Source organism: Phytohabitans rumicis, from assembly GCF_011764445.1.
Lineage (GTDB): Bacteria > Actinomycetota > Actinomycetes > Mycobacteriales > Micromonosporaceae > Phytohabitans > Phytohabitans rumicis.
In genome coordinates this window covers 7,578,250-7,590,431 of the sequence record NZ_BLPG01000001.1, presented here as the reverse complement: position 1 = coordinate 7,590,431, position 12,182 = coordinate 7,578,250, and the positions used below count along the sequence as shown (strand labels likewise).

General features: G+C 70.7%; 7 protein-coding genes. 2 read left to right on the top strand and 5 right to left on the bottom strand.

All coding sequences use genetic code 11. The annotated features are described in order from the left end of the window. Nucleotides 1-28: 28 nt before the first annotated feature. Complete coding sequence (locus Prum_RS34630; RefSeq protein ID WP_173080454.1) at nt 29-457, bottom strand: VOC family protein; 429 nt, start codon at nt 455-457, stop codon at nt 29-31. Between the two features lie 94 nt (nt 458-551). Between Prum_RS34630 and Prum_RS34625 the strand changes: the two genes are divergently transcribed. Continuing rightward, nucleotides 552-1,559 carry a helix-turn-helix transcriptional regulator gene (locus Prum_RS34625; protein ID WP_173080452.1) on the top strand — a complete coding sequence of 336 codons (1,008 nt, stop codon included), beginning with the start codon at nt 552-554 and terminating at the stop codon, nt 1,557-1,559. Here the strand turns inward: Prum_RS34625 and Prum_RS34620 are convergent. Both Prum_RS34620 and Prum_RS49920 read right to left on the bottom strand, forming a co-directional pair. Next, a complete protein-coding gene (locus tag Prum_RS34620; protein ID WP_246278277.1) occupies nt 1,444-3,879 on the bottom strand; it encodes an ATP-binding protein in 2,436 nt (811 codons plus the stop codon). The genes Prum_RS34625 and Prum_RS34620 overlap by 116 nt on opposite strands. An 8-nt stretch (nt 3,880-3,887) precedes the next feature. Then, nucleotides 3,888-4,316 (bottom strand): AfsR/SARP family transcriptional regulator, encoded by a 429-nt coding sequence (locus Prum_RS49920; RefSeq protein WP_218577476.1) that lies wholly within the window; start codon nt 4,314-4,316, stop codon nt 3,888-3,890. Between the two features lie 127 nt (nt 4,317-4,443). On the opposite strand from Prum_RS49920, the gene Prum_RS34615 reads away from it, so the two are divergent. Further along, a complete protein-coding gene (locus Prum_RS34615; RefSeq protein WP_173080450.1) occupies nt 4,444-4,998 on the top strand; it encodes a hypothetical protein in 555 nt (184 codons plus the stop codon). Between the two features lie 78 nt (nt 4,999-5,076). On the opposite strand, the gene Prum_RS34610 is transcribed toward Prum_RS34615, so the two are convergent. Next, nucleotides 5,077-5,649, bottom strand: a complete 573-nt coding sequence (locus Prum_RS34610; protein WP_173080449.1) for a hypothetical protein — start codon at nt 5,647-5,649, stop codon at nt 5,077-5,079. Between the two features lie 25 nt (nt 5,650-5,674). Continuing rightward, a complete protein-coding gene (locus Prum_RS34605) occupies nt 5,675-12,154 on the bottom strand; it encodes an RHS repeat-associated core domain-containing protein (protein WP_173080447.1) in 6,480 nt (2,159 codons plus the stop codon). Nucleotides 12,155-12,182: the final 28 nt, after the last annotated feature.

Genomic DNA, 12,182 nt, shown 5'->3' with positions numbered 1-12,182 from the left:
GACACCGCTCGCGGGGTACCGGGTCTGGCTACCGCGATGTCTCCCGCGAGCTGACGACGTCGACGGCCCAGACGACGCCGAAACGGTCCCGCAGCATCCCGTAGGCGGGGGCCCAGCCCGCCGGGCCCATCGGGATCACAATGGTCGCCCCGTCGGTGAGCTTCTCCCAGTAGCCGGTGACCTCTTCGACGGTCTCGCCGCGCAAGGAGACGAAGAACGAGTTCTCGCCCTGGTCGTAGCCCATCCGCGAGGGCACGTCGTAGGCCATGACGTGGAAGCCGCTCTCGGCGAGCACCTGGCCCCACATCACCTGGTCGGCATCGGACTGTTCCTGGACGTTCCCGGCGTCCTTGTACGTGACGACGGCGAGGTGGCCGCCGAACACTGCCTGATAGAACTCCAACGCCGCGCGCGCGTCGCCGCGGAAGTTCAGGTGGGTTGTGGTCGTGACGGACAAGGTTGCTCCTTACCTGGACGTGGTGCCTGACGCGAGAAACGGTCGCAGGGGAAGCGGCCAGGATGTGTCCTCTTCTTCGCGCAGAATGAGAAACATGCCGAAGACCTCAGCACGACTGCTGGCGCTGCTATCGCTGATGCAGGCGCGCCGGGACTGGCCCGGGGCGCTGTTGGCCGAGCGACTGGATGTCAGCCAGCGCACGGTACGCCGCGACGTCGACCGTCTACGCGAGCTCGGCTACCCCATCGTGACCACCAAAGGCCCGGACGGGGGATACCGGCTCGGCTCCGGCACGCAACTGCCGCCGCTGCTGTTCGACGACGAGCAGGCCGTCGCCCTGGCCGTGGCACTCCAGATCGCCACCACCGCCGGCGCCGGCATCGAGGAGGCCGCGGCACGGGCGCTGAACACCGTCCGCCAGGTCATGCCCGCCCGGCTGCGCCACCGCATCGACACCCTCCAGGTCACCGCCGTCGAACGGTCCGCGGCGCCGCAGGTCGACAGTGGCGTGTTGATGGCGATCAGTGGCGCCGTCCGCGCCCGCGAGGTGCTGCGCTTCGACTACGCCACCACAACTGCGCCGCGCCGCGCCGAGCCCCACCACCTCGTCACCTGGGGCGGTCGCTGGTACCTCGTCGCCTGGGACCTCGACCGCGACGACTGGCGCACGTTCCGCGCCGACCGCATCACCCCGCGCACCCCCACCGGGCCCCGCTTCACCCCGCGTGAACTGCCCGGAGGGAACGTGGCCACCTTCGTCGCCAGTAGGTTCGACGGCTCCGACGGCTCGGGCGGCTGGCCCTGTCACGGCGAAGTCATCCTCGACCTGCCCGCCGCCGAGGTGTCACCGTTCATCCGTGACGGGGTGGTCGAGGCGCTCGGCCCAGAGCGCTGCCGACTCGTCTTGGGCTCGTGGTCATGGCCCGCCCTGGCCACCACCATCGGCAGGTTCGACACCGACATCGAAGTCGTCGGGCCGACCGAGCTCAAAGACGCCTTCGCGCACCTGGCCCACCGCTACCACCGAGCGGCAGCGCGGTCAGGTCCAACCCCGGCGAGGAGGGCGCGAACGTCGGGTGGGCGAGTGAGAGCTTGGCGTTGACTTTGGCGGCGTCGGGGTGCCCGAGGGCGTCGAGGATGTCGCGTGCCTGGCTCCAGGTGTGGTGGGCGGCGTCGAGGTTGTTGGCCGCGTACTGGGTGTCGCCGAGGTGGGTCAGGGTGTCGGCCTCGTGGTAGCGGTCGCCGACCTCCCGGTACCGGTCGAGGGCGTGTTGGTAGGAGGAGGCGGCGTCGCGGTAGTGGCGCAGGTGATGGTGGGCGTAGCCGAGGCTGTGCCAGGTGTTGGCTTGGCCGCGGCGGTCGCCGGTCTGCAGGAGTAGCTCGAGCGCTTGTTGGCAGTGGGCGATCGCTGCCAGGTGGTCGCCTTGCAGGGCGTGGTACCAGCCGATGTTGTTGAGGGTGCGGGCTTGGCCGGACAGGTCGCCCAGGGCGCGGTAGAGGCTGAGGGCTTGTTGGTCGTGGTCGATGGCTTCGGCGCTTCGGCCCTGTTTTTCGAGTATCCCGGCGAGGTTGGCGTGGGTGCGCGCCTGGCTGGCTTGGTCACCGAGGTCCCGGTACAGGTCCATGGCCCGCAGGAGATGGTCGTACGCGTCGGCGTGCCGGCGCAGCCTGCCGTAGGCCCGGCCGAGCCCGCGGTGGGCGTGCGCCTGGCCCGCCGGATCAGCGAGCCGGCACGCGGCGTCAAGAGCGACGCGGAAGATATCGACCTGGTCATGCCAGTGCCCCTGCCGGTCGAAGAACTCCAGCAGCGTCCACGGCAGCTGCCAGGCGATCGCGTCCATGCCGGCGTCGGCGGCCAGCCGTACGGCGTTGAGCAGCACGCGGTGGTTCGCGGCATACCAGGCCATCGCCTGCCGGGCGTCGACCAGGTGCTCCGGGAAGGTCTGCGACCCGGCCGCCGCGAGCGGGATCGGGCCGTGGTGCGGGCTCAGCAGCTGGTGGGCGCCGTACGCGGTGTGCAGGTAGTGCTCGAGTGTCCGGTGCAGGGCGGCGCGCCGTTCGCTGCCGGGGTCGTGCCGGTGCGCCAATTCGGCGGCGTAGGCGCGCAGGAGGTCATGGAACGTGTACCGGCCCGTGGTGTGCTCAACGATCAAGTGGGCGCGAGCCAGCGTGGCGAGCATCGCCCGCACCTGCGGTACCGGCGTACCAGCCAGGCTGGCCGCAGCCGCTATCGCCACGTCCGGCCCAGGGTGCAGCCCGAGCAGCCGGAACAGCCGGGCCTCCGCCGCGCCAAGTGCCTGGTACGACCACGAGAACACCGCCCGCAGATCCGCCATCCTGTCCCCGCCGTCGAACGAGTCCAGGCCGGTCTCGCCGAGCTCCCGGGCGAGGGCGGCAAGCGGCTGGCCGCCGTTGGTCGCGGCACGCGCGGCCACGATGGCCAGCGCGAGAGGCAGCTGCGCGGTCCGCGTGATGATCTGGTGTACCGCGTCCGGTTCAGCCGTAGTCCGGTCGGCGCCGAGGCGGCAGGCGAGCAGCTCCTGGGCCTCGTCCCACGCGAGTAGGCCCAGCGTCATCGGGTGTGCGCCATCCAGGGCGACCAGGCCGGTCAGCTGGTTTCGACTGGTCACCACGACCAGACACCCGGGCGTACCCGGCAACAACGGGCGGACCTGCTCGGCGTCACGGGCGTTGTCCAGCACGATCAGTACCCGACGCCCGGACAGCAGGCTGCGGTACAGGCCGGCCTGAGTCTCCACAGTGGTCGGAATCCGAGCCGCCGGAACCCCCAGCGCCTCCAGCAATCCACGCACAGCCTCGCCCGCGGGCGCGGGCGGGCTTTTGTGGTCGAAGCCATGCAGGTTCAGGTAGAGCTGCCCGTCCGGAAACTGGTCGGCCACGCGGTGCGCCCAATGCACGGCGAGTGCGGTCTTGCCAACGCCAGCGGTGCCGGTGATCACACAGGTTGTCGTGGCGGTGGCGGGAGACCGTGCGGTCAGCTGCGCGTCGAGCTGGTGCAGGTACGCGGCCCGCCCCACGAAACCCGCGAGATCCAGCGGGAGCTGCTCCGGCGCCGTTGCGGCCGGCATGTCCCGGTCGGTGTCCCCTGCCGGGCCTGCCGTGTCGGCGATGATGGACGCATGGATCTCACGTAGCTGGCGTCCGGGTTCCAGGCCCAGCTCGGCGACGAGCACCCGACGGGCCCGCCGGTAGGTCTCGAGCGCGTCGGCGCGACGGCCGCACCGGTACAGGGCGATCATCAGCTGGCCGTGCAGCCGCTCCCGCAGCGGAAGCTCCTCGGTCAACCTAGCCAGCTCGGCGACCTGGTTCGCGTGGCGGCCGGCGTCGAGCTCCGCGTCGATCCGGTCCGAGATCGCTGCGAACCGCAGCTCCTCCAGGCCGCCGCACAACCGATCCCGCACCGCGCCGCTCACTGCGTCAGCCAGTGCCGGCCCCGCCACAGCTCCAGCGCCGCGGCCAGGCGCGCCGACCGCACTGTCGGTTCCTTGATCGCTCGCGCCTGGTCGAGCAGCCGGCTGAACCGGTGCAGGTCCACCGAATCCGGCTGGACCCGCAGCAGGTAGCCCCCGCCCCGGGCCACAAGCCGTACTGGTTCGTCGCCGTTGCCCGTCGACCCCAGCACACTCCGGATCCGGGACATCAGTGACGGCAGCGCGGACCGGGTAGCGGACGCCGGCGGCCGTTCCCACAGCAGGTCGACGAGCCGCTCGGTGCTGACCACCCGTCCGGGGCTCAGCAGCATCACGGCCAACGCCAGCCGTTCCTGCCGGCGGCGCAGACGAATCGTCTCGCCCGTGGTGCGGTGAATCTCGACCGGGCCCAGCAGCCGGAACTCCACGCCCGAAAGGCTAGCCCCGGCCGAGTGGATGACGTCCTGCGGATGGCAAACAAATGGCATACCCAGTGGTCGAGCCTGATCACCGCGGGATTCACCCGCGATTGAACGGGGACAATAAGGAGTCCAGGTGGGAAGATCGCAGTGGTTCGGGCGGATGTTCGCCGGGGTGCTCGTCGCGTTGGTCGCGGCGCTCAGCCTCACAGCAGCCGGGGCGAGCGCGTCGAGCCCGGCGACACAGCGCGGCGCGGCGCTCGCCGTGCAGGACGAACCGCTGGGCTGCGCCGAGGAGCGCACCGCGACGGCGATCGGGGCCACCGTGACGATTCGGCCGTGCCTGACGCTGACCGATCCGCCGCCCATTGGCGAAGTGCCCTGGCTGGCGCCTGGCGCGGACCTGACATTCAGCACCGACCCGAACCAGCCGTTGTCCCTGTGCCGGGTGACGGTTTACTTCCAGCCCCACGGCGGTAGTTACGGTTTCGGGCAGCTCCAGGAACAGGCTTTCGGCTGCATGAACCTGGTCCGGTTGGGCGCAGGTACCGTGACGACCATGGGGACCTACTCGGAGCCGACCTCGCCGGTGGAATCGATCACCGGCTGGGTGACGGTGGAGATCGCCGGCTTCGACGGTCCGGTGCAGGTGGTGACCTCACACCAGTACACGTTCACCGGGCCGTTCTGACCAAAGCCCGCGGTGGCCGGCGCCCACCGGCCACCGCGCACTGGATCAACCGACCGGCTGACCGGTAGCCGGCCAGGCTCAGAGCCCCAGCCATCGAGAAATGCCCGACCGGCGATCCGACGGCCGGGGTGTCGCGTCGAGCAACTGGGCCGCCGAGCGCCTCAGTACGCTGGCGCGGCTCGGCGCCGGCACCACGAAGACGCTGAAGCACGTCTCGTACGCGCTGGCCGCGATCAGGACATTGCCGTCGGCGGAATGCGTCACAAACGCCGGCACGCCCCAGCCGTGGCCGAGGACTCTGGCCTCGGCACCGCGGCCGATCAGGTCCCAGCCGCCGGTGACCCGGGCCTGGAACCACCACGACCGGGGATCGTCGTCGGTGTCCGTGGCCACCGACAGCAGAAAGGTGCCGGCGGCGTCGAACAGGGCGAACCGCTCTGCCGCCGCCAGCCAGGCGGCGTTGCCTTTCGCTATCCGGTCCGCGTCGGTGTCGTCGAACGCGTGGTCGATCCGGCCGCTCTCGCGGCCGCACGCGCTCGCGCTCCAGGCGACGTCGGGCGGTGTGACGACGGCGTCGTCGAGCGGCCAGGGCCGGAGCAGCTCAACCCCGACCGCCGACAAACGCCTCGTCCGATCACCCAGGTCCGGCATCTCGTCCGACATATTCCGGGTACGCCTAGCAGCCGCCGGTGGCGCGGGCCGGCCCGCCCGGAACTATCTTGGTGCCCGTCAACACGATTTTCTGGTACTTCTTGTCGTCCACGTCCACCCACCCTACGTCGCCGTACTGGTTCACCAGGATCCGGTAGCGGTCCTGTGATCCAGGGACGTTGTAGATCTGCGAGCCCGTCCATTTCCGTGCCACCTTCGGCGCTACGCCACGACCTTCGAATATGTCGAGACTCTTGTCGGGATTCAGCCGAGCTTCGCCGTTGCCGTTCTTGATGTTTTCGATCGCGGTGGAGACGACGTTCGGAATGTCGTCGTCGTTGTGGACGAGCACCGGGGTGGTGCCGGCCAGCACGTAGTAGGTGTGCAGGTTGGTGACGGTCAGGTTGTAGGCGTCGGCCCGGTGCCACGTCGACTCCAGCAGGCCGACCACGGTGGCCACGCTGCCGTCGGCGGTGCGCAGGCGGTCGCCGGGGTCGATCTCACCGACCGGCTGCCACTGCTTGTCGGTGTCGTTCCAGAAGAAGTGGTCGTCGGTGGTGGTGACGGTGACCGATCCGTCCTGCTTGCGCAGGCGCAGGTCGACCAGGTCGTCCGGGTGCGCCCACACCGCCGCGACGGTTTGCGCGGACTGCTCGCCGGTCTCCGGATCGGTGGCGAGCACCCGATCGCCCGGTTGGATCTCGCCGATCGGCTTGCTGGTGCCATCGGCCATCAGCACCGGGGTGTCCGAGGAGAAGCTCCTGCAGAACGGCTTGCCGGTACCGGAGCCGCGCGAGCCGCGCGAGCCCTTTCCACCACCGCGTCCGATGCCCTCGGTGGCGATGAACTCGGGGGTGCCACCTGAATATCCGGCGAGGACGAAGACCTGGTCGAGCACCTGCATGTGGAAGTCGGGATCGCAGTCGGCGTCGCCGCCGATCCACGCGCACATATTCATGATCTTGTTGACGGTGTCCTGGTCGTCGTACACCCGCGGATCGGTGTCCGGACGTGGACGGCCGTGCTTCTTCAGGTATTCGAAGTCGAAGGTCGGCTTGCGCTTGCCCCCGCTGCTCTTTGCCTTCGCCTTCGCCTGCGGTGAGCGGCAGTCACGGTCGGGCACCGAACAGACCGGAGCCGAGCCGCTCTGCCGCATCCCATACGCCTGGTTGGCCGCGGTCCCGCACCCGTACGGGCAGCCGGTGAACGGGTTGTAGCCGTAGCACTCGTAGTCGACGCCGCACTCGGCGGGGATGAGGCCGGTCGGGTCGCTCATCGTGACCGGGTTGTTGTTCGCGTACGAGTAGCCGTTCATCTGCTGCGGGTCGTTGAGGTCGATGACCGGGTCGACCGAGACGAACCTGCCGATGGACGCGTCGTACTCGCGGGCACCGAGCCGGGTCAGCCCGGTGGTGTCGTTGCGGATACCGCCGACGAACCCGCGGTCTCCACCCGGCCAGGTCGATGCCGGGCCGCGCGGGTTGCCGTACGGGTCGAACCGCCGGGTGGTGGCCGTGAGGGTCGTGGGGTCGACGGTGAGCTGGCTAGTCCCGTGGTGGTCGGCGACCAGCCACTGGAGCGCGCCGCCGGTGCGTACCGCGATGACCCGGTCTCCGACGCTGTAGTAGCGGGTGCCCGTGGTGGCCTTGGTCGCGGTGTTGTAGACCAGCTCGCCGCCGCCGAGGAACACGGTGACGGTGCCGGGGTCGCGCCGGATCAGGGTGCCGCCGGCGGCGTCGTACCGGTAGCTGGTGGTGTTGGCGCCGGCGGTGATGGACGCCAGCCTGCCCTCGGTGTCCCAGGCGAGGGTCTGCTGCCCGCCCGGGCCGGGCCGGCTGACCGTGTTGCCGGCGGCGTCGTAGTCGTAGCTGGCGGCCGCGGAGCCGGCGGTCTGTACGCCGGTCACCGCGTGCGGGCGGGGCTGCCCCGCCGCCGGGTAGCTGTAGGTGCTGAGGACGTCCGCGGCTCCGTTCAGCCCGTGCCGGGTCAGGCCGGTGCGATTGCCGGTCACGTCGTGGCCGTAGCTCTGCCAGTACGGTGCCGGCCCGCCGATCACCGCCGTGCTCGGGGCGGCCGCGCACGCCCCGGTCTGTGTCCAGGCGTCGGTCACCCGGCGCCGGTGGTCGTACCGGAAGCACTGGTTGTCCACTGCCACGCCCGGCATCTCGTCCTTGAGGGAGAGCAGGTTTCCGGTCGGGTCGTAGGCGTAGGACAGCAGGTCCACCCGGAGGTTGCCGGTCTGTTCCCGCTCGGTGAGCGCGGTGGACAGCCGGCGGGTGCCGTCCTCGTACGTCCACTGTTGCCAGACGTGTGGTCCGGCGGCCGGGGCACCGAACTCCATCAGCTCCGGCTCACCCAGGGCGGTGTAGGTGGCCCGGTTGAGGTAGGTCGTGCTGCCGGTCGCCGTGTTGCCCTTCAGGCTGAGCAGGCCGCCCAGCGTGTCGTAGCCGTGGGTCAGCGTCTCGGCCGGCACGTCGGTGCTGAGCGCGGGGAGCCGCACGAGGTTCGGGCTGCCGTCCACTTTGTACGTCGTGGTGGTGGTGAACGAGGCCGTGCCGACGATGCCGATCTCGGTGCCCGGGAAGCTCACCTGCTCTCCGGTGGGCTGGCCGGCCTCGTTGTACCCGGTCACCGCCCGGGTGTACTCGCCGCCCGCCTGGTACCGGGTCGAGGAGGTCAGCAGTCCCGGCTTCAGCGTGTCGTAGATCCACTTCGCCAGCACGGTCGACCCCGACCGCGTGGTGGTCAAGCGGCCCAGGTCGTCGTGCTCGTTGGTGATCGTCTTGCCGCGCGCGTCCGTGATGGTCAGCAGCTGGCTGGCGTTGTCGTAGGTCATCTCGGACCGGCCGGAGTCCGGGTCCACCGCCACCGTCCGCCGGCCGCGAATGTCGTACTCGTAGCGCCAGGCGTTGCCGGCCGGGTCGGTCACCTGGGTGATCTCGCCGGACTTGGTGTAGCGGTACTGGGTGACGTCGTGGTCGCCGGACGGGGTGGCGCCGCGGTACTGCCAGACCTCGGTGGTCTGCCCCCGCGCGTCGCTGATCGTCGTCGTGGGGGGCGCGCCGGTCCGTGGGGTCACGGTGACGCGGTCGCCGCCGTACGCGGTCGAGGTGCGCCATCGCCGACCGTCGTTGGGCTCCGCGTTGAACGTGAGGTAGATCTGTTCGACGGCCCGTTCGACGCCGTTGAATCGGGTCAGGGTCATGCTCGGCACCTTGTTGATGTCGGGCTCGACCAGCGACGTGCCCGGCGCGGCGTCCTGGTGGTAGGGGCCCTTGGCCAGGTACGTCAGCCCGCGTGAGTCGGTGAGCGCGTCGGTGACGGTCCGGCCGCCCTTCGGGTTCGGCGCCTGGGTCTGCCGTTCCCGTAGGAACCCGTCGTGCATGGTGAAGCTGCTGACGTAGTTGCCGTTGGCCACGAGCGTGTCCGTCCGCACCCAGCTCGGCGCGTCGTTCTGTACCGCGTACACGTACCGCACGTTCGGCTGGTCCGGGAGGTCCACTTTGGACCGGCCGGGGCGCCACACGCCGGCCAGCCGCCCCAGCGGGTCGTACGCGATGTCGGTGCGGGCCTGGCTCGCGATCACCACCGTCACCGGCACGCCCCAGGCCGGATTCAGTGTGGTCGTGACGGTCTGCCCCAGCGAGTTCGTCAGGCTGGTGGCCGTGACCGGGCCCTTCTCCGGCTCGTACCGGGTGGCGTTCTTTCGCTGCAGCGCGTCGAACGAGTCCAGCACCCGGCCGTAGCCGTCGTGGGTCGCGGTGGAGACGGTGAGATAGTGGGCCGTGCTGCCGGCGTACGAGTCCGCCTCCTCCACCATGGTCGCGTTGCCGGCGCTCGGGGCGGCGTCCCACGCCAGCCCGTCGTAGTAGGTGCGCACATCGGAGATCGCGTCATCCGGGTAGCTCGGGGTCGCGTCGCAGGCCACCCCGACCGTGGCCACCCGGCTGGGCAGGTTCAGCAGCCAGGCGGTCTCGTTGCGGGCGTAGTCGGTGCGGGTGCAGCGGTCGTCGGCGGCGGTGGCCGTGTCACCGAGGTCGTTGACCTGGGTCGCGTTGCCCTCGTTGTCGTACGCCGTGTCCACCTGGGTCCGGCGGAACCCACCGCCGGCCAGCGCGGTGCGGTTGGCCATACGGACCGTCTGCACCTGGAACGCCTGCCGGCTCCCCTGGGTCGCCGTCGGGCCACGCACCCACGGGTCGTGGATGGCGCCGGAGACCACCGCACCGCCGACTCCGTCGTAGGTGATCTGCTCCCGCAGGCTCCCTGCCAGTGGGTCCAGGTCGGCCAGGGCGGTGCCCGCGGAGTCGGTGACGTCGACCGGCGGCTTGGTCCCGCCGGTGGCCGCGGCCCGGTCCCCGTGCATGCCGCGGAAGTACTGGTACTGGGTGAGCGAAACCGGCCGTCCCGGCTCCTGCACCGGGTCGCCGTGCCGCACCTGCACCTTCTCGTACCCGCGCCACAGCGACCAGGTGCGGTACTTCTCGGCGATCAACGGGTTGTCGTCGTACCGCCAGGCGCCACCGCCGAGGTACTCGTAGTTCAGGACCTCCGTCATACCGCCGGCCACCCGGTCGACCTGGGTGATCTGGCCGACCGCGTACACGTGGAACCAGTCGTCCCGCGGCTCCGGCTCCGGCGACATCACCCACCGCGCAGGGAAGCAGCGCAGCGTGTTGGTGGCGGGCGAGGGCAGTGCCCCCGCCTTGCAGTTCGGCGGCGCGTACACCACATTGAGGTCGCCACCAGATCCATTGTGGACCGTTTCGATCCGGAACTTGTTCAGCTGTGGTGGCCCGTCGGTCGGCGAGTCGACCCGGTTCGCCAGCGCGCTGCCGGCGAACGTGACCGGCGGCAGCGGCTGGCTGCCACCCACCAGCCCGGTGTGGGTGATCCCGCGCAGCCACAGGCCCGCACTGGTGCCGTCTCCGGGGTCGGGGTAGATGTGGTCGAACGACCACTGGTCGACGTCGAGATACGCCGTCCCGGACCGGACCTTGGTGGTGATCGATGCCAGCCGCTTGGTCGACCAGAACGTCGGCGAGTACTTGTCCGGGCAGCTGGCGCCGGTGCACTCCCAGTCCCACGGCACGTCCGGCCACACCGCCCCGGTGTGCTGAGCGCACGGCATGTCCGGCCGGCACCGGTCCGCCACCGCGAACACCACCTGCCCGGCCGCCGGCTCACCGGCCCGGTCACCGTAGTCGATCCGCTCCAGCCAGCCACCGCGCGTGTAGGTCGCCACCGAGGCGTCGGTCTGGTTCCGCGCGTACCGGTTGGTCTCGGCCCGGTACTGGTAGGTGATGGTGCTTCCGTGCGGGTCCACAACGTAGTCGAGGTTCCACCGCCAGGCGCGCACGCAGTCCGAGGTGGCGAACGCCCCACCGCAGCCCTCCCCCGGGCTGTCGCCGAACACCGGCACCGTCCACGTCGACTCCGCCGCCACCCGGCTCCCGTAGTGGTACTGGAACCCGTCGGTGGTGGTCACGACCCAGTACTCGCCGCGCACGTCTCCGTTCGCGGCCTTGTCGAAGCGCTGCTCCACCCGCGTGCCGTCGTCGGCCTTCGGCCGCCACCGCTGGCTCGTCCCCTCGCGTACCAGCTCGTTGGTCGCGCCGCCCAGTGCCATCACGGCGTTCTCGTTGATCCAGCAGAGGTCGCCGGTCTTCGGCTTGCCCTCGGTGTCCGCACAGCCGCGATAGGAACGCTCGACGTAGCCGGGCCACAGGCTCCAGCCCTCCCCCAGCCAGGATGGCTGGTTGTTCGTCGACGCGGTCCGCCCGTCCACGGCGGCGGAGGAGTACGACAGGCTCAGCGACGGCGCCAGGCCGCCCGGCGCCGGCGGGGTCCGCAGGTTGTACGACCACGAGAACGCGCCGCTCTGCGTGCTCACCGCCCACTGGCCGGCCGGTGACAGCGTGGTGGCCGCGAAGTCCCCGGCGGAGCCGCCGGTGGCCGCCGTCACGGCGAGCGTCGAGCCCACCGCGCCAGCCTCCACAGTGGAGGCCAACTTGCCACCTGCCACATCGTTGGTGGCCGGCAGCACCACGTCCCGGTCGACGTCGACCAACCGGAGCCGGGTCGCCCAGTCACCGCCGTACAGGTTGCGCAGCCGCGAGTAGTCGATCGACAGCTTCACCTTCTCGCCGGCCGCCACGCGGCTCATCCCAGCCACGCTGACCAGTAGTCCCTGGACACCCGCGGCGCTCGCCGCGGCCTGGTCCAGGACCCGCACCTGCACGGCGCCCCCGGCGCTGGTGCTGGCGGTCGCCGCGTCGGCCTGCGGCCACGCCAGATCGGGCACCGGCACCTGCGCCGCCTTCGACGCCGGATCCGGCGCCGGGGCCTTCACCGGCACCGGTTCGCCCGGCACCGACGGCATGACCGACGGCTCGGTCGGACTGACGTCCGCCGCCACCGCGGCGGAGGGCTGGCCCGCGAACCCGGCCAGCGTGACCGTCAGGACGACCGTGAGCGCGGCGGCAAGCCTCGACTTGGTACGCATGGCGGCTAACCCTTTCCGACGTGGCGAG

Excerpts from the sequence above, each read along its gene's own strand:
- Prum_RS34610 (WP_173080449.1), bottom strand. The coding sequence starts at position 5,649 with ATGCCGGACCTGGGTGATCGGACGAGGCGTTTGTCGGCGGTCGGGGTT.
- Prum_RS34605 (WP_173080447.1), bottom strand. The coding sequence starts at position 12,154 with ATGCGTACCAAGTCGAGGCTTGCCGCCGCGCTCACGGTCGTCCTGACG.
- Prum_RS34625 (WP_173080452.1), top strand. The coding sequence starts at position 552 with ATGCCGAAGACCTCAGCACGACTGCTGGCGCTGCTATCGCTGATGCAG.